Source organism: Agromyces sp. H17E-10, assembly GCF_022919715.1.
GTDB lineage: Bacteria > Actinomycetota > Actinomycetes > Actinomycetales > Microbacteriaceae > Agromyces.
In genome coordinates, this window is the sequence record NZ_CP095042.1 from 3,163,502 (window position 1) to 3,180,180 (window position 16,679).

Annotated in this window: 15 protein-coding genes; 6 read left to right on the plus strand and 9 right to left on the minus strand. The window is 72.0% G+C overall.

The annotated features are described in order from the left end of the window. Positions 1–147: 147 nt before the first annotated feature. Together MUN74_RS14345 and MUN74_RS14350 are read right to left on the minus strand one after the other, a co-directional pair. A complete protein-coding gene (locus tag MUN74_RS14345) occupies positions 148–3,558 on the minus strand; it encodes a DEAD/DEAH box helicase (RefSeq protein ID WP_244853107.1) in 3,411 nt (1,136 codons plus the stop codon). A 49-nt stretch (positions 3,559–3,607) separates the two neighbouring features. Continuing rightward, positions 3,608–3,880, minus strand: a complete 273-nt coding sequence (locus tag MUN74_RS14350; protein WP_244853108.1) for a hypothetical protein — start codon at positions 3,878–3,880, stop codon at positions 3,608–3,610. A gap of 130 nt (positions 3,881–4,010) precedes the next feature. On the opposite strand from MUN74_RS14350, the gene MUN74_RS14355 reads away from it, so the two are divergent. After that, positions 4,011–5,105 (plus strand): ATP-dependent DNA ligase, encoded by a 1,095-nt coding sequence (locus MUN74_RS14355; protein WP_244853110.1) that lies wholly within the window; start codon positions 4,011–4,013, stop codon positions 5,103–5,105. A 27-nt stretch (positions 5,106–5,132) separates the two neighbouring features. Here the strand turns inward: MUN74_RS14355 and MUN74_RS14360 are convergent, their stop codons facing one another. After that, positions 5,133–5,648, minus strand: a complete 516-nt coding sequence (locus tag MUN74_RS14360) for an Lrp/AsnC family transcriptional regulator (RefSeq protein WP_244853112.1) — start codon at positions 5,646–5,648, stop codon at positions 5,133–5,135. Positions 5,649–5,778: 130 nt separating this feature from the next. On the opposite strand from MUN74_RS14360, the gene ald reads away from it, so the two are divergent. Further along, complete coding sequence (ald, locus tag MUN74_RS14365; protein ID WP_244853113.1) at positions 5,779–6,876, plus strand: alanine dehydrogenase; 1,098 nt, start codon at positions 5,779–5,781, stop codon at positions 6,874–6,876. Positions 6,877–7,127: 251 nt separating this feature from the next. Here ald and MUN74_RS14370 read toward each other — a convergent pair whose 3' ends face one another. From MUN74_RS14370 to MUN74_RS14380, 3 genes are read right to left on the minus strand one after another with little or no spacing between them, the layout of a single operon-like run. Next, positions 7,128–7,430, minus strand: coding sequence for a metal-sensitive transcriptional regulator (locus tag MUN74_RS14370; protein WP_244853115.1), 303 nt, complete (start codon positions 7,428–7,430; stop codon positions 7,128–7,130). After that, a complete protein-coding gene (locus MUN74_RS14375; RefSeq protein ID WP_244853117.1) occupies positions 7,427–7,735 on the minus strand; it encodes a rhodanese-like domain-containing protein in 309 nt (102 codons plus the stop codon). The genes MUN74_RS14370 and MUN74_RS14375 overlap by 4 nt, the downstream gene beginning before the upstream one ends. A gap of 22 nt (positions 7,736–7,757) precedes the next feature. After that, a complete protein-coding gene (locus MUN74_RS14380) occupies positions 7,758–9,488 on the minus strand; it encodes an FAD-dependent oxidoreductase (RefSeq protein WP_255820921.1) in 1,731 nt (576 codons plus the stop codon). 196 nt (positions 9,489–9,684) lie between these two features. Here MUN74_RS14380 and MUN74_RS14385 point away from each other — a divergent pair, with 196 nt between their 5' ends. After that, positions 9,685–13,383 carry an AAA family ATPase gene (locus MUN74_RS14385; RefSeq protein ID WP_370647387.1) on the plus strand — a complete coding sequence of 1,233 codons (3,699 nt, stop codon included), beginning with the start codon at positions 9,685–9,687 and terminating at the stop codon, positions 13,381–13,383. After that, positions 13,380–13,589 (plus strand): hypothetical protein, encoded by a 210-nt coding sequence (locus tag MUN74_RS14390; RefSeq protein ID WP_244853120.1) that lies wholly within the window; start codon positions 13,380–13,382, stop codon positions 13,587–13,589. Before MUN74_RS14385 ends, MUN74_RS14390 begins: the two co-directional genes overlap by 4 nt. Before the next feature lie 6 nt (positions 13,590–13,595). Here MUN74_RS14390 and mscL read toward each other — a convergent pair whose 3' ends face one another. From mscL to MUN74_RS14405, 3 genes are read right to left on the minus strand one after another with little or no spacing between them, the layout of a single operon-like run. Beyond that, complete coding sequence (gene mscL, locus MUN74_RS14395) at positions 13,596–14,027, minus strand: large-conductance mechanosensitive channel protein MscL (RefSeq protein ID WP_244853122.1); 432 nt, start codon at positions 14,025–14,027, stop codon at positions 13,596–13,598. Positions 14,028–14,077: 50 nt separating this feature from the next. After that, positions 14,078–14,410, minus strand: a complete 333-nt coding sequence (locus MUN74_RS14400) for an FmdB family zinc ribbon protein (protein WP_244853123.1) — start codon at positions 14,408–14,410, stop codon at positions 14,078–14,080. Positions 14,411–14,445: 35 nt separating this feature from the next. Continuing rightward, the gene (locus MUN74_RS14405; protein WP_244853125.1) at positions 14,446–15,024 is read right to left on the minus strand and encodes a 5-formyltetrahydrofolate cyclo-ligase; all 579 of its coding nucleotides are present in this window, start codon (positions 15,022–15,024) and stop codon (positions 14,446–14,448) included. Positions 15,025–15,068: 44 nt separating this feature from the next. On the opposite strand from MUN74_RS14405, the gene galU reads away from it, so the two are divergent. Continuing rightward, complete coding sequence (gene galU, locus MUN74_RS14410) at positions 15,069–15,977, plus strand: UTP--glucose-1-phosphate uridylyltransferase GalU (protein WP_244853127.1); 909 nt, start codon at positions 15,069–15,071, stop codon at positions 15,975–15,977. An 11-nt stretch (positions 15,978–15,988) separates the two neighbouring features. Continuing rightward, positions 15,989–16,642: a GNAT family N-acetyltransferase gene (locus MUN74_RS14415; protein WP_244853129.1), complete on the plus strand. Its 654-nt coding sequence runs from the start codon at positions 15,989–15,991 to the stop codon at positions 16,640–16,642. Positions 16,643–16,679 lie beyond the last annotated feature (37 nt).

Here is a 16,679-nt window from a genome sequence, read left to right on the forward strand (position 1 = left end):
TGACTTCTTCCTCGCCTTTGCGACGCGTGTGCCATGAGGCGTGCGCCATCGACGGGCTCGCGACCCTACCCGCGTGGGCTGTCGGTGGCCGGGCCGGTGATCCCCCTCACCGGCCCGGCGGCACACGCCCCGTTCGGGCGTGCCGGCTCACGGCTGGATGAGCCCGCGCAGGTCGTCCGCCGTCAGGGCGGTCGCGAAGAGCTCCTCGTCGTCCATGACGGAGGAGACGAGCGCAGCCTTCTTCTCCTTGAGGGCCATCACCTTCTCCTCGATGGTGTCCTCGGCGACGAGCCGGTAGACCATCACCCGGTTCGCCTGCCCGATGCGGTGCGCCCGGTCGACCGCCTGCGCCTCGCTGGCCGGGTTCCACCACGGGTCGAGCAGGAACACGTAGTCGGCCTCGGTGAGGTTGAGTCCGAAGCCGCCCGCCTTCAGGCTGATGAGGAACACGGGCGCGTCGCCCGTGCGGAACCGGTCGATGACGTCGCTGCGGCGCCTCGTCGCCCCGTCGAGGTAGGCGTACGGCACGCCGGCCGCCTCGAGACGGGATGCCGCGAGCTTCAGGAACGACGTGAACTGGCTGAACACGAGCGCGCGGTGGCCCTCGGCGACGACCTCGTCGAGCTGCTCGAACAGTGCGTCGAGCTTCGCCGACGGCACGTCGCCGTACTGCTCCGAGTCGATGAGCGCGGGCGAGAGGCTCAGCATGCGCAGCAGGGTCAGCGAGCGGAAGATCGTGAACCGGTTGCGGTCGAGGTCGTCGATGAGCCCGAGCAGCTTCTGCCGCTCGCGCTGCAGGAAGGTGTCGTAGACCCGCCGATGCGCCGGGTCGAGCGAGACGGTGAGCACCTGCTCCTGCTTCTCGGGCAGTTCGGGGGCGACCGACTCCTTCGTGCGACGCAGCACGAGCGGGCGGATGCGGCGGCGCAGGGTCGCGAGCCGGTCGGCGTTGTGGTCGTTCTCGATCGGTCTCCGGTAGCGCTCGGCGAACGCGCGAGCCGACGGGAAGAGACCGGGCGCGACGATCTTCATGAGCGCCCACAGCTCCATGAGGTTGTTCTCGACGGGCGTGCCGGTGACGGCGAGCCGGAACGGGGCGCGGATCTCGCGTGCGGCCTGGTTGGCCTTGGAGCTGCCGTTCTTCACGAACTGGGCCTCGTCGAGCACGAGCCCCGCCCATTCGGGCTCGGCGAACGCCTCCGCGTCGAGCCGCAGGATCGCGTAGCTCGTCACGACGAGGTCGGCGCCCGCGATCTGGTCGGCGAGCCGCCGCCGGCTCGCCGACTGCGTCGCGGTGACGGTGGCGACCTTCAGGCCCGGCACGAACCGGGATGCCTCGCGGGCCCAGTTCGACACCACGGAGGTCGGTGCGACGACGAGGAACGGCGGCTCCGAGGCATCCTGCTCGCGCGCATGGGCGACGAGCGCGAGGGTCTGGGCGGTCTTGCCCAGGCCCATGTCGTCGGCGAGGATGCCGCCGAGCCGATGCCGGTGCAGGAAGGCGAGCCAGCGGAAGCCCTCCAGCTGGTACGGGCGGAGCTCGAGGGCGAGGCCCGCGGGCGGCGGCACGGGGTCGATGCGGTCGAGGGAGCGCAGGCCGGCGACCGTCTCCCGCCACGACACCGCAGCCTCCGACTCGTCGGCGAGGTCCTCGAACTCGCTCCAGAGGGCGGTCTGGGTGCGGTGGATCGCGAGCTCTCCGGTCTCCCACTCGTCGAGCGTGCCGGCCTCCTCGAGGAGCTCGCGCAGCGGCGCGAACACCTCGTGGTCGAGCGACAGATAGCTGTGGTCGACGAGCAGCAGCTTCTTCTGACCGCGTGACAGCGCGCGGAAGAGCGGGCCGAACGGCACCTTCTTGCCCTCCACCGTGACGATCACGCCGAGGTCGAACCAGTCGGTGCGCTCGCTCTCGACGGCGGTGACGGCGAGGCGGGGCGCCTCGGTCAGCTCGCGATACTCCGGCGGCTCGCCCTGCTCGTCGATGCGCACGCGCTCGAGTTCGCGCAGCTGCGGGAGCACGCGCGTCGAGAACTCGGCCGCTTCGATGCCGCGCAGCACGGATGCGGGTCGCAGCGTGGGGCCCGACCGTTCGTCGTGCGCACCGCCGCGCAGGAGCGGCGCACCCGCGGGGTCGCCGGCGGCGACCGCGGCCGCCTCGACCGCGGGCCGGCGCTCGAGCTCGGGGTCGTGGAACTCGGCGTCGGGCACGTCGAACGGCAGGCGCCGACCGCCGTCGGCCTCCCACTCCCAGCCCAGGCGGAGCACCTGGCCGGGCTCGTGCGAGACCGTCGCGACGAGTGTCGCGGGCGGCAGATCGGGCAACGAGACGAGCGGGTCGTCGCTCGTGATGCGCAGCGACCGGGCGAGCACGGGGTACTGCTCGCGGGTGAACGCGGCGACCGCGTCGGCCGGCACCACGATGGGCTCACGACGGCGGACGGCGGCGCGGGCGGCCGGGCGGAGCGGCGCAGCGAGCGGGGCGAGCACGATGCGTCCGGCCGCGAAGTCGAACGCGTAGACGCCGTGGTCGCCGATGAGGCGAGCGCGCCGGGCGGCGTGGCGCTCGCCGTCGATCGTCACGCTCGAGACGAGCTCGATCGCGGATCCGTCGGCGGCGGGGGAGCCGTCATCGGCGGGGACGCCCGCCCCGGCGACGGCCTCCGCGCTGTCGGTCGCCGCGTCGTCTGCGCCGTCGTCCGACCGGCGCACGTCGAGGCCGATGTCGGCGGCGCCCGCGACCACGACCTCGGTGCGGGCGCCCGTGCCGACGAACTCGATGCCGTGCGACGGTGCGGCCGCGAGCAGCGCCCAGAGCGTCGCGCTCTCGTAGTCGTCGAGCGAGATCCAGGCCGAGCCGTACTCCGCGAAGCCCGCGTGGCGGGTGCCCTTGAGCATCGAGAACTCCGCGAACCACCGGGCCTGCCGCGGATCGAAACCACCCGCACGCCCCTGGAAGCCCACGTTCTGCCACGTGAGGTTCGCCTTGATCCAGCCGCCTCGCGCCCCGCGCGTCACCGGGCGCACGGCGAGCCGCTCGACCGCCGCCTCGTTCGTCGCCGGTTCGTCCCGTGCGACCTGGCGCGAGCCGCGTCGCGTCACCCGCTCGCGGAGCTCGAACTGGAGTGCGAGTGGCTGGCGCGGGGCACCATCGACCTCGGGCGGCGCGGCGGTGAGCGCGGTCAGCGCGGTGCGCCACTCGGGTTCGGCCGGGTCGGACGGCACCGGTGCTGCCGGCGGTGCCTCGTCGAGCCGGTGGCGCTCGCCGGAGGCGAGCAGCACGGCGGCGACGTGCTTGCAGTTGCGCGAGACGGGACACGTGCACGTTCCCGACAGGATCGTCGTGCGCCCCGGCACCCCGAGGTCGAGTCGCACGTCGACGCGATAGGGGGCGGCGGCGGTGCCGTCGACCGACGCGGAGAGACGGAAGCCCGAGGCATCCCAGACGAGGTCGTGCACCGCGCCGGCGCGCTCGACCGTGCGGCCTCGACTGAGGCTCAGCGGGCCGACGAGCCGGGCGATCGCGAGTTCCTCGACGAGCGGGAATGAATCCGAGGGCATCCGTCTATCGTCGCATCACGAAGACGGGTGGCGCACGCCGGGCGGGTGCTCAGGTCCAGTCGACGGCGTGCATCCAGCCGGAGATGTAGGCGCGCTGGTTCTCGTCGAGGCGCACGCCGGTGCGGGGCGCCGTGCCGGGGTCGAGCTCGCAGAGCTCGAAGATGCGGCGCACGACGACGACGCGCAGGGGCGCCTCGAGGTTCTCGAGGACCTCGCGACGGAGGGTGCCCTCGAGCATCGGCCACCAGAGGCCGATCGGCGGGAGGACGAAGGCGGGATCCCGGTCCCGACGTTGAACGGGCCGGTCGACGATCGAACTCATGGTCAGCTCCTCGGGCCGGCATCCGCGCCGACCCTTCCGACGGTACGCGTCGCCCCGCGACGCGGCGAGGGATTGACCCCCTGCACCGGCGGTGCTACCGCTCGTCGGAGGTCGGGTGCAGGATGGTCGGATGGACCTCCCGGTGATGCCGCCCGTCTCGCCCATGCTCGCCAAGTCGGTCAAGGAGATTCCCGACGTCGGGCACGTCGAGCCCAAGTGGGACGGCTTCCGCACGATCGTCTTCAAGGACGGCGACGAGATCGAGCTCGGCAGCCGCAACGAGAAGCCGATGACCCGCTACTTCCCCGAGCTCATCGAGGCGCTGCGTCGCGAGCTGCCCGACCGCTGCGTCGTCGACGGCGAGATCGTGCTCGTGCGCGGCGGCCGGCTCGACTTCGACGCCCTGCAGCAGCGCATCCACCCGGCGGCCAGCCGGGTGAAGCTGCTCGCGGAGCAGACCCCGGCGTCGTTCGTCGCGTTCGACCTGCTCGCGCTCGGCGACGACGACCTGACCGGCACGCCCTTCGGCGAGCGGCGAAGCCGGCTCGAGCAGGCGCTCGCCGAGGCATCCGACCCGGTGTTCGTCACCCCGGCGACGGCCGACCTCGAGCTCGCGCGCGACTGGTTCACCCGGTTCGAGGGCGCCGGCCTCGACGGGGTCGTCGCGAAGCCGCTCGACGGCACCTACCAGCCCGACAAGCGCGCGATGTTCAAGATCAAGCACGAACGCACCGCCGACTGCGTGGTCGCCGGCTACCGGTGGCACAAGTCGGGCGACGTCGTCGGATCGCTGCTGCTCGGGCTGTACGGCGACGGGGGGCGGCTGCACCACGTCGGCGTCGTGGCCGCCTTCTCGATGGCACGCCGGGCCGAGCTCGTCGCCGAGCTCGCGCCGCTCGTCGCGACCGACCTCGCCGGCCATCCGTGGGGCGAGTGGGCCGAGGCGCAGGCGGCTGCACGATCAGCGGGCAATGGCGCGACCCGGATGCCCGGAGCGGTGAGCCGGTGGAGCGCCGGCAAGGACCTCTCGTTCGTGCCGCTCCGGCCCGAGCGCGTCGTCGAGGTGGCCTACGACCACATGGAGGGCGACCGTTTCAGGCACACGGCGCAGTTCCGCCGGTGGCGGCCCGATCGGGATGCCGCGAGCTGCACGTACGCGCAGCTGGAGGCGCCCGACGGGCTCGACCTCGGTGAGATCCTGCAGCTGGACTCCTCCGCCGGTTGAGGAGGAGCGCAGGGAGGTCTCGAACGCTCAGAGCACGGCGCGCAGTCCGGCCGACATCGCCGTGTGGTGCTCGAACACGAGGTTGGTCTCGGTGAGGGCGACGGCCGGGTTGGCCGAGAGGTTCTTGAGCACGAACTGGCGCACGTGATCGCTGTCGCGCACGCGCACGTGGATGAGGAAGTCCTCGGTGCCGCCGAGGAAGAAGAGCTGGGCGACCTCGGGCTCGCGGCGCAGCTCGTCGGAGATCTGCTCCATGAGGTGCCGCGCACCCGGCCGGATGCGGACGCTCACGAGCGCCTGCAGGTGGTAGCCGAGCGCGGCGGGGGAGATCTCGGCGGTGTAGCGCACGATGACCCCGCGTTCACGGAGCGAGCGCACGCGGGCGAGGCACGTCGACGGCGAGACGCCGACGGCCCGGGCGAGGTCGACGTTCGGGATGCGGGCGTTCTCGTGCAGGAGCGCGATGATCTGCCGGTCGATCGCGTCGAGCGCGACGGCGGCGGGGTCGGCACCGGGAGCGCTGATCTGCGGTGCGTCGGTCATCGGAACCACCTCGAATCGAATGAATGAACGAGCAGAACCGAGTCTATCGAATATTCCACGGTGGATCTTTGATCGAGACGAATTTGCGGTGACAATGGTGCCAACACCCCACATACCATTCGGAGCCATCATGCGCATCGGCGTGCCTGCTGAGATCAAGAACAACGAATTCCGTGTCGCGATGAACCCCGCCGGGGTGCACGCGCTCACCCAGCGCGGCCACTCGGTCGCCATCGAGTCGGGCGCCGGGCTCGGCGCCGGCTACACCGACGCCGAGTACACCGAGGCCGGTGCGACGATCGTCGCGACCGCCGCCGAGGCGTGGTCGAACGAGCTCGTGCTCAAGGTCAAGGAGCCGATCGCGAGCGAGTACGGCTACCTCCGCGACGACCTCACGCTCTTCACCTACCTGCACCTCGCGGCCGACCTGCCGCTCACGAAGGCGATCCTCGACTCGGGCGTCACCGCCATCGCGTACGAGACCGTGCAGCTCGCCGACCGTTCGCTGCCGCTGCTCACCCCGATGAGCGAGGTCGCCGGCCGGCTCGCGCCCCAGGTCGGCGCCGCCGAGCTGCACGCCTCGAAGGGCGGCCGCGGCGTGCTGCTCGCGGGCGTGCCCGGCACGGCCCCCGCGAACGTCGTCGTCATCGGCGGCGGCGTCGCCGGCGAGCAGGCCGCGGCGACCGCTCTCGGCCTCGGCGCCGACGTCACCGTCTTCGACATCTCGCTGCCGAAGCTGCGCGAGATCGACGGCCGCTACCACGGCCGCATCAAGACCATGGCCTCGTCGTCGTACGAGATCGCCCGTGCCCTGAAGACGGCCGACCTCGTCGTCGGCGCCGTCCTCATCCCGGGCGCCGCAGCACCCAAGGTCGTCACCGACGAGATGGTCGCCTCGATGAAGCCGGGCGCCGTGCTCGTCGACATCGCGATCGACCAGGGCGGCTGCTTCGAGGGCTCGCGCCCGACCACGCACGCCGAGCCCACCTTCAAGGTGCACGACGCGATCTACTACTGCGTCGCGAACATGCCCGGTGCGGTGCCCGCGACCTCGGCGCCCGCGCTCATCAACGCGACGCTCCCGTACGCGCTGAAGATCGCCGACCTCGGCTGGGAGGCCGCCCTCGACGCCGACCCGGCGCTCGCGAAGGGCCTCAACGCCACCGCGGGCAAGCTCACGTACGAGCCCGTCGCCGCGGCCCACGGTCTCGAGTACTCGGCCCGCTGAGCGCGCTCACCTGCGAGGCGGGGTACTCGGGCGCCGCGGCGCACGGCCTCGAGTACTCGGCTCGCTGAGGTGAAGTATCGCGGATGCCTCGACCGAGGCATCCGCGAAGAAGATCGTCACCCCTCGCAGCCGATCGGCCGCCACTGCACAGGCGGCCGCGAGGGGTGCGCAACCGTCACCGTCGGCTCGCTCCCGGTCCGGCGGTGACCGAAGGCCCCTCCCGCACGCGGGAGGGGCCTTCGTCATTCCGGTCAGGCGAGGCTGAGGAAGAGGCGCTCGAGCTCGTCGACGTCGAGCCGGTCGCGCTCGCCGGAGCCGACCTCGCCCGCCTCGGCGTCGCCCGCCGTCGGCTCCTCGGCGAGGCACTCGCGCATCGCGGTCGAGATGATCGCGAACCCGGCCTTGTCGAGCGCGCTCGAGACCGTCGCGAGCCGGGTCACGATCGTGCGGCAGTCGGCGCCCGACTCGACGGCCTCGATGACCGCGGTGAGCTGGCCGCGGGCGCGCTTCAGCCGGTTGGCGATGCGGCGCTGCTCCTCGAGGGTGCCGTTCACGATGCACCGCCGAGCTCGACCGGCAGGCCCTCGCGGTACCAGCCGACGATGCCGCCGTCGACGTTCACGGCGTCGACGCCCTGCTGCTCGAGGTAGACGACCGCTTGCGCGCTGCGGCCGCCGACGTGGCAGAGCACGTAGACGGTGCGGTCGCGAGGCACCTCGTCGAGGCGGGCGACGAGTTCGCCGAGCGGGATGTGGTGGGCGCCGTCGATGCGCGCCTGCTCGAGCTCGGCGGCCTCGCGGACGTCGATGAGGTAGGCGTCGTCGGTGGCGTGCACCTCGGTGGGGGAGAGGGATCGCATTCGTGCTCCTTCGTCGGTCGGGTCAGGCGGCGAGGTCGCCGTCGTCGAGGCGGGATGCCGCGGCTGCGGCGAGCTCGCGGGCGCGCATGCCGTCGCGCCAGGTCAGGAAGCCGCCGTCGAGGTTGACGACGTCGTGCCCGAGCCGGTCGAGCAGGCGTGCGGCGGTGTGCGCGCCCTGGCCGACGCGGCAGTGCACGACGACGCGGCGGCCCGCGAACTCGGGGTGCCGGTCGCGCAGCGACTCGACGGGGATCCAGGTCGCGCCGGGGATGCGGCCCTCGGAGAGCTGCGACTCGGCGCGGACGTCGAGGAGCACCGCGCCGTCGGCGAGCTCGGCCTCGAGCTCGTGCCACTGGATCACGCGGTCCTCGCCCGACGCGAGGTTGCCGGCGATGTAGCCCAGCTGATTGATCGGGTCCTTCGCATGACCGAACTGGGGCGCGTAGGCGAGCTCCAGGTCGGCGAGGTCGGCGGCCCGCATGCCGGTCGCGATGGCGGTCGCGAGGACGTCGATGCGCTTGTCGACGCCGTCGGTGCCGACCGCCTGGGCGCCCAGGATGCGGTCGGACTCGGCGTCGACGACGAGCTTCAGCGACATGGGTGCGGCACCCGGGTAGTACCCGGCGTGCGATGCGGGGTGCGAGTGGACCACCCGGACCGCGCGACCGCGCTCCGCTGCGCGCCGCTCGCTCCAGCCGGTCGAGGCCACCGTGAGCCCGGCAGCGTCGACGATCGCGGTGCCGAGCGCCGGCGCGGTCGGTCGGCCGACCCCGGCGATGACGTCGGCGACGGCGCGGCCGTGGCGGTTGGCGAGCCCGGCGAGGGGGGCGAGCCGGGACGACCCGTCGATCGCGTCGCGGAGCTCGGTGACGTCGCCGACCGCGAAGATCGAGGGGTCGCTCGTGCGGTGCGCGTCGTCGACGACGATGCCGCCGGTCGGGCCGATCGCGAGGCCCGCGTCGGCCGCGAGCCCCGACTCGGGGGTCACGCCCATCGCCGCGAACACCACCCCGGCCGGCAGTCGTGTGCCGTCGTCGAGCTCGACGTGGTCGCGGGCGACGCGGCGGACATCGCGGCCGAGTTCGAGCTCGATTCCGCGGCCGGCCAGGTGGTCGGCGACCGGGGCCGCCATCTCGGGGTCGAGGCCGCCGAGCACCTGGCCACCGCGCTGCACGAGCGTCGTCGCGACGCCCCGGCGCACGAGGTTGTCGGCGAGCTCGATGCCGATGTAGCCACCGCCGACGACGACGGCGGGAGCGTCGCCGAGCGAGGCGAGGCCGGCCATGATCTCGTCGAGGTCGTCGAGCGTGCGCAGCACGTGGAGGGGAGCGCCGTGCTCGACGTCGGCGGGGCGGCGCGGAGCCGCACCGGTCGCGAGCACGAGCTCGTCGTAGGCGATCGACTCGACGCGGCCGCTCTCGAGGTCGCGCACGTCGACGGTCTTCGCCGCCCGGTCGACGGCGATCGCCTCGTGCCGCACGCGGGCGTCGATGCGGAACCGCGCCGCCAGCTTCTCGGGGGTCTGCAGGGCGAGGTCGTCGCGATCGGCGATGACGCCCGAGACGTGGTACGGCAGCCCGCAGTTCGCGAACGAGACCGCGCCGCTGCGTTCGACGACGACGATCACGCGGTGCTCGTCGAGCCGCCGCAGCCGTGTCGCGGCGGACATGCCGCCGGCGACGCCGCCGACGATGACGGTCACGCGGGGTCGGGCGGTGGTCGGGCGGGCTTCAGTGGGCGAGGTCTGGTGCACGTGACGACCGTACCATGTATACCCGTGGGGTATCCGTGAGGAGGCTGAACGGCGCGGATGCGGCGATGCTCCGAGGATTTCGCGCGTTTCGTCTTAGGGTGTCCGTGTGCAGCGGCTCGATCGGAACCAGGACGACGAGGACGAGATCCTCGGCGACGAGCCCGACGCCGCCGCCGAAGGACTCACCCCCGGACCCATGCAACACGACATCACGCGCCCCGACGGCCTCAGCCTCGGCGACCCCTCGCTCGTCGCCGGCAACGTCGCCGAACCCGCCTGGCGACGGTGGAACGCGGAGCTCGCCGCGGTCGGCGGGCGATCGCCGCTCACCCGGTTCGTCGACACGCCGCGCACCCGCATCGAGCTCTCGACGACCCACCCCGGTGGGCTGCCGCAGTTCATCACGGGCAAGTCGACCCTCTTGTCGAGCCTCATCCGCGACGAGCTCGCGCTCCGCAACGCGCGGCTCGCCGCCGCCGAGATCACGCAGAAGGGCATCGAGCTGCGCAGCGTCCGCGGCGTCGAGTCGGTGCACCTCGCGATCGGCCTCGCCTCGTGGCGCAACGGCGGCGAGGAGTACCTCGCCCCCGTGCTGCTGCGTCCGCTCGCCATCCGCCGCTACGGACGCGACTTCGAGCTGAAGCTCAAGGGCCAGCCGTTCCTCAACCCGGCGCTCGCTCGCGAGCTGCGCGACCAGTTCCAGATCACGCTCGACGCCGACGCCTTCGTCGCCCTCGCGATCACGAACGGCGTGTTCAAGCCGCAGCCGGTCATCGACCGCCTGCGCGGGCTCACGAGCCACCTGCCGTGGTTCCAGGTCGCCCCGCGTCTCGTCGTCTCGTCGTTCGCCGAGGTCGGACCCGAGATGGCGATCGATGCCGCGAAGCTCGAACACCCCGTGATCGACGCGCTCGCCGGCAATCCCGCCGCGCGCGCCGCCGTCACCGCCGCGCGCGGCGAACGCGCCAAGCCCGTCGGACAGGACGACCGTCCGCCGTCGACCGACACCCTGCTGCTCGATGCCGACCCCGAGCAGGAGCAGGTCATCGCCGCGATCGAGCAGGGCGCCTCGGTCGTGGTGAAGACGCTGCCCGGCACGGGCGGCACGCAGACCATCGTCAACGCGATCGGCGCCCTCGTCGCCGCCGACAAGCGCGTGCTCGTCGTCGGTGCGCGCCGCGCGAGCCTCGACGGCATCGCCCACCGGCTGGGTCAGGTCGGCCTCGGTGGCGCGGCCGTCACGACCGCAGGTCTCCGGCGCGAGCTCATCCAGTCCATCTCGCGCAACGAGAAGGCCGATCGCCCTCGCGTCGCCGACGTCGACGACGCGCTCGTACGGCTGCGCAAGGTGCTCCTCGACTACCGCACCGCCCTCACCCGCACCGATCCCGAACTGCACGTCTCGGTGCTCGACGCCCTGTCGGAGCTCGCCCGCCTGGCGCTCCTGCCGACGCCCCCGTCGACCACCGCGCGGCTCGACCGAGTCGCGCTCGCGGGACTCTCGACGGGCCGTGACGGCGTCGCCCGCGAACTGGCCCGTGCCGCCGAGCTCGGCGAGTTCCGCTACGGGCCCGGCGACTCGCCGTGGTACGGCGCCTCGTTCACCTCCTCGGCCGAGGCGACGAGCGCGCACGAGCTCGCGAAGCGGCTCAGCGCCGTCGAGGTGCCCCGGCTCCTCGAGCGGGGGCGAGCCCTCATCGCCCAGACCCGGCTTCGCGAGTTCGAGTCGGTCGCGGAGCTCGGGGTGTTCCTGCGGCTCCTGCTCGACGTGCGCGAGACGCTCGACCGGTTCCAGCCCTCGGTGTTCGATCGGCCGCTCGGCGAGCTCATCGCCGCGACCGCACCGCGACGCGAGACGGGCATGTCGGGTGCGAACCGCCGCCGCCTCCGACGCCACGCGCTCGAGTTCGTACGCCCCGGGGTGCACGTCACCGACCTGAACGCCGCGCTCCGCGGCATCCAGCAGCAGCGCACGCTCTGGCAGCGCTACTCCGACGCGGGGGCGATCCCCGGTGTTCCCCTCGGTCTCGACGACGTGCACGTCGCGTACCAGCACGTCTCGAGCGATCTCGCGACCCTCGACGCGCCGCTCGACCTCGTCGGCACGCCGCGTCAGCTGGCCGCGCGTCCGATCCGCGACCTCGTCGCGACGCTCGCGGGCCTCGCCGCCGACTCCGAGGTGCTCGCGAACCTGCAGGAGCGCACCGCGATCCTCGGCCGGCTGCGCGACCGCGGCCTCGACCCGCTGCTCGTCGACCTGGCCAAGCGCCACGTGCCCGAACCGCGGGTCGCCGACGAGCTCGAGCTCGCGTGGTGGCAGTCCGTGCTCGAGCAGGTGCTCGCGGGCGAGAAGGCACTGCTCGGGGCGAACACGAGCGTGCTCGACCGGCTCGAGGGCGACTTCCGCCTCGTCGACGAGGCGCACGCCTCGGCCGCCGGCCCGTTGCTCGCCTGGCGGCTGGCCGAGAACTGGAAGGTCGCGCTCGTCGACCACCCCGAGGAGGCGGCCGTCCTCAGGCGTCTCCTGCGCGGCGACCGGTTGCGCGCCGACGCGCTCGTCACCCAGACGCCGAACCTGTTCCGGGTGCTCGCGCCCGTCTGGCTCGCGTCGCCCTACGAAGTCGCGGGCGTCGACGACCGCATCGGGTTCGACACCGTCGTGCTCGTCGATGCGGGAGCCACGACGATCGCCGAGAATCTCGGGGCCATCCGGCGCGCCAAGCAGGTCGTCGCCTTCGGCGATCCGGTCACGCAGACGCCGACCCTCTTCGAGACCGGCATCGACGACGGCGAGACGCCGCCGGCGCGCGATCACGAGCACGGCGGCGTCGACGCGCTGCACGCGGACTCGGCGCTCGCGCGGCTCGGCGAACTCCTGCCGACGCTCACGCTCACCCGCAGTTACCGCGCGGGCGGCGAGGACCTCGCCGAGCTCGTGAACCGCCGCTTCTACGGCGGGCGCATCGTCTCGCTGCCCTGGGCGGGCAGCTTCCTCGGGCACGGCAGTCTCGGCCTGCACTACGTCTCGGGCAACGGGCTGCCCGACTCGGTGACCGGCACGGTCGAGTCGATCGACTCGGAGGTCGCGAAGGTCGTCGAGCTCGTCATGGAGCACGCGGTGAAGCGCCCGCGCGAGTCGCTCATGGTCATCACGGCGAGCAACCGTCACGCGGCCCGCGTGCACCAGGCGGTGCTCGCCGCGTTCGCGAAGCGCTCAGACCTGTCCGACTTCATCCTGAAGGACCGGGCGGAGCCGTTCACGGTGCTGACGCTCGAGCAGGCCGTCGCCCAGAGCCGCGATCGCGTGATCTTCTCGATCGGTTACGGGCGCACGCCGCACGGGCGCCTGTTGTCGAACTTCGGCTCGCTCGGCGAGCCGGGCGGCGACCGGCTGCTCGCGGTCGGCATGACGCGTGCGCGCCGCTCGATGGACATCGTCTCGGCGTTCCGGCCCGACGACATCGACGAGTCGCGGCAGAGCCACGGCGTGCTCGCCCTCGCGAACGTGCTCACCCAGACCGAGGAGCGGGCGGCCGACTCGGGCGAGCGGCTCGAGGTCGGGTCGATGCTGCGCGATCTCGCGGCGCGCCTCGAGCGACGCGGCATCCGCACGAGCGTCGGCTATCGCGGGCGGCTCGCGCTCGCGGCGGCGCACGCGGGCAAGGCCGTCGTCGTCGAGACCGACGACGCGTTCGCCGGCCAGAGCCTGCGCGAGTCGCTGCGGCTGCGTCCCGACGTGCTGCGCCGGCTCGGCTGGCACTACCTGCGCGTGCACAGCTTCGAGCTCTTCGGCAACCCCGACGCGGTGGCCGCGCGGGTCGCCTCGGTGCTCGGCAAGCCCGACCCGGTGCCCGCCGACGACGCCGTCGCGCGTGCCGCCGGCCAGCGGCCGTGACCGACGAGGGCGAGCCTCGGCAGCGCGTCGAGCGCGCGTCGGGTCGTGCCCGGCGGGCGAAGCTCACGCCGGCGCCGGGCTCCGACCCGTCGCCCGAGGCGCCCGTCGCACGCGACGACGATGACGCGAGCGGGATGCCGCGGCCGACGTCGTCCGACGACGAGCGCCTGCTGAAGGACCTGCCGCCGCACTGGCGGCGGGACTGACCCGGCCTACTGGTCGGTGTGTCGGCCCGGCTGCGCGGCGGCCGGGCCCTGCTCGGCGAGCAGGTCGCGGATCTGGGCGAGCACCGTGAGCTCGGTCTCGGGCTCCTCGGGGTCGGGCTGCCCGGCCTTGCGCTTCGCCTCGGCGCGCTCCTTGAAGTGGTTCATCGGCATGACGAACACGAAGTAGACGACGGCGGCGACGGCGAGGAACGAGATGATCGCGCCGATCACCGCGCCGAAGCTGAACTTGGTGTCGCCGACGGTCCAGACGAGAGCGGTGTCGAGGCTCTCGGCGTTGAACAGCAGTCCGATCAGCGGGTTGATGACGTTCTCGACGATCGAGTTCACGACCGCCGTGAACGCGGCGCCGATGACGACCGCGACCGCGAGGTCGATGACGTTGCCCCGCATGATGAATTCCTTGAAGCCCTTGATCACGGCCTTCCCCCTCCGGTGTCGATTCGGACGGGCACCACGCTAGCCGAGGGTCAGGACGCCGACGAAGCGCCCCCGCCGGTCGACGCCGGCTTCGACGAGCTCGACGAACCCGAGCTCGATGACGACGACCCCGATGACGACGACCCCGAGGAGGATGACCCCGACGAGGCATCCGACCCGCCCTTCGAGCCGCCCGCACCGGAGCCCGCCCGCGAATCGGTGCGGTAGAAGCCCGAGCCGTTGAAGGTCACGCCGATCGTGTTGAACAGCTTGCGCAGCTTGCCGCCGCAGACCTCGCACACGGTGAGCGCGTCGTCGGTGAAGGCCTGGTGGATGTCGAAGGCGTTGCCGCACTCGGTGCAGCGGTATGAATACGTGGGCATGACGGTCTCTCGATGGTTCGCGGCGGTGCGCCGGCTCAGAAGGCGATGATGCGGGTGGGGGTCACGACGCCGTTCACGGGCTGATCGTGCACCTCGCGCGGCACCTGCTCGACGAACTCGCTGTCGAACACCACGGCATACACCGGAGGACATTTTCCCATCGAACCGAGGGTCTTGTCGAAATAGCCGCGGCCCCAGCCGAGGCGCATGCCCGTCGCGTCGATCGCCGCCGCCGGCACGATGATGAGATCGACGTCGTTGATCGCCATGGGGCCGAGCAGTTCGCCGTCGGCCTCGGGCACGCCGGTCGGGCCCAGGCGCTCGGTCTCGTCCTCGCCGACGGTCCAGTCGAGCAGGCCGTCCTCACGGGTGATCGGGAAGAGCACGCGGATGCCGCGGGCCTCGGCCCAGTTCACGAAGGGCCGAGTGTCGGGCTCGGACGGCATCGAGAGGTAGCACGACACCGTCTCCGCGCCCGTCGAGCCGATCAGCTCCTGCAGTCGCGCCGTGAAGCCCTCGGTCGCGTGGGTGCGCTCGCGCTGCGACATGTTCTGACGGCGCTCGCGCAGCTCCGCGCGCAGGATGCGCTTCTTCACACCGGGATCGTCGGGCATGGCACACATCCTAGGCGGGGCGGCGGCGCCGGTAGGCTGATGGGATGACTCAACGGATCACGAAGGCGGTCATTCCTGCTGCTGGACTCGGTACGCGGTTCTTGCCGGCGACGAAGGCGATGCCGAAGGAGATGTTGCCGGTGGTGGACAAGCCGGCGATCCAGTACGTGGTCGAAGAGGCCGTGAATGCCGGGTTGACGGATGTGTTGATGATCACGGGTCGGAACAAGAACGCGTTGGAGAACCATTTCGACCGGGTCGCGGAGCTGGAGGCGACCCTGGAGCGGAAGGGTGACACGGCGAAGCTGGAGAAGGTGAACGAGTCGACCGAGCTGGCCGACATGCACTACGTGCGGCAGGGTGACCCGTTGGGGTTGGGGCATGCGGTGCATCGGGCGCACATGCATGTGGGTGATGAGCCGTTCGCGGTGCTGCTGGGTGATGACATCATCGACGCCCGCGACGAGCTGCTGACCCGGATGCTGGATGAGCAGCAGAAGCGGGATGCGTCGATCGTGGCGTTGTTGGAGGTGGATCCGGATCAGATCCACCTGTACGGGGCGGCGCAGGTCGAGTCGACCGATGACCCGGATGTGGTGCGGATCACGGGGTTGGTGGAGAAGCCCGCTCGTGAGGTGGCGCCGTCGAACTATGCGGTGATCGGCCGGTACGTGCTCAAGCCCGAGGTGTTCGGCGTCCTGGCCGAGACGGCGCCGGGCAAGGGTGGTGAGATCCAGTTGACCGACGCGTTGATGACGATGGCCGAAGACGTGCAGGGTACGGGCGGGGTGTACGGGGTCGTGTTCCGAGGTCGCCGGTACGACACGGGCGACAAGCTCGACTACATCAAGGCCGTGATCCAGCTCGCCGTCGACCGTGACGACCTCGGCGAAGACCTCAAGCACTGGCTCATCGACTACACCACCGGACTCCAGTCCGAACCCACCACCTGACGATGCCCGCCATGGCCCTGCCCACGTTGCGCGACGGCGAGGTCGTGCTCCGGCCCATCCGGGTCCGCGACGCGAAGGTGCTCGAACGCGTGCTGCTCGCGAACCGCGGATGGCTGAAGCAGTGGGAGGCCACGTACCCGGGCGGCGGCTCGTTCATCGACGCGCGGGCGTCGATCCGCAACCTGCTCGCGCATGCGCGAGCAGGGCACGGGCTGCCGTTCGTCATCGAGGTGGGCGGCGAGCTCGTCGGCCAGCTCAACGTGTCGTCGATCAGCTACGGCTCGCTCTCGTCGGCGACGATCGGCTACTGGGTCTCCGAGCACGTGGCCGGCCGCGGCATCACGCCGACGGCGGTCGCCCTCGCGACCGACTACTGCTTCGGTGCGCTGCGACTGCATCGCATGGAGATCTGCATCCGTCCCGAGAACGGACCGTCGCTGCGCGTCGTCGAGAAGCTCGGGTTCCGCTACGAGGGACTCCGGCGCCGGTTCATCCACATCGACGGCGCCTGGTGCGACCACTTCTCGTTCGCGCTCGTGAGCGAGGAGGTGCCGCGCGGCGTGCTCCGCCGCTGGCGCGACGGCCGCGTACCCGCCGACGCGGCGCGCATCACCGCCGACGATCGCGCGGCCGCCGCGGAGCCGCTGAAGCTGACAGATCGCTGAACACGCCCGCGACGATCAGGGCACAACGCCACGCGTG

Coding starts and splice junctions, on each gene's coding strand:
- MUN74_RS14345 (WP_244853107.1), bottom strand. CDS start 3,558: ATGCCCTCGGATTCATTCCCGCTCGTCGAGGAACTCGCGATCGCCCGG.
- MUN74_RS14350 (WP_244853108.1), bottom strand. CDS start 3,880: ATGAGTTCGATCGTCGACCGGCCCGTTCAACGTCGGGACCGGGATCCC.
- MUN74_RS14355 (WP_244853110.1), top strand. CDS start 4,011: ATGGACCTCCCGGTGATGCCGCCCGTCTCGCCCATGCTCGCCAAGTCG.
- MUN74_RS14360 (WP_244853112.1), bottom strand. CDS start 5,648: ATGACCGACGCACCGCAGATCAGCGCTCCCGGTGCCGACCCCGCCGCC.
- ald (WP_244853113.1), top strand. CDS start 5,779: ATGCGCATCGGCGTGCCTGCTGAGATCAAGAACAACGAATTCCGTGTC.
- MUN74_RS14375 (WP_244853117.1), bottom strand. CDS start 7,735: ATGCGATCCCTCTCCCCCACCGAGGTGCACGCCACCGACGACGCCTAC.
- MUN74_RS14385 (WP_370647387.1), top strand. CDS start 9,685: ATGCAACACGACATCACGCGCCCCGACGGCCTCAGCCTCGGCGACCCC.
- MUN74_RS14400 (WP_244853123.1), bottom strand. CDS start 14,410: ATGCCCACGTATTCATACCGCTGCACCGAGTGCGGCAACGCCTTCGAC.
- MUN74_RS14405 (WP_244853125.1), bottom strand. CDS start 15,024: ATGCCCGACGATCCCGGTGTGAAGAAGCGCATCCTGCGCGCGGAGCTG.
- galU (WP_244853127.1), top strand. CDS start 15,069: ATGACTCAACGGATCACGAAGGCGGTCATTCCTGCTGCTGGACTCGGT.
- MUN74_RS14415 (WP_244853129.1), top strand. CDS start 15,989: ATGGCCCTGCCCACGTTGCGCGACGGCGAGGTCGTGCTCCGGCCCATC.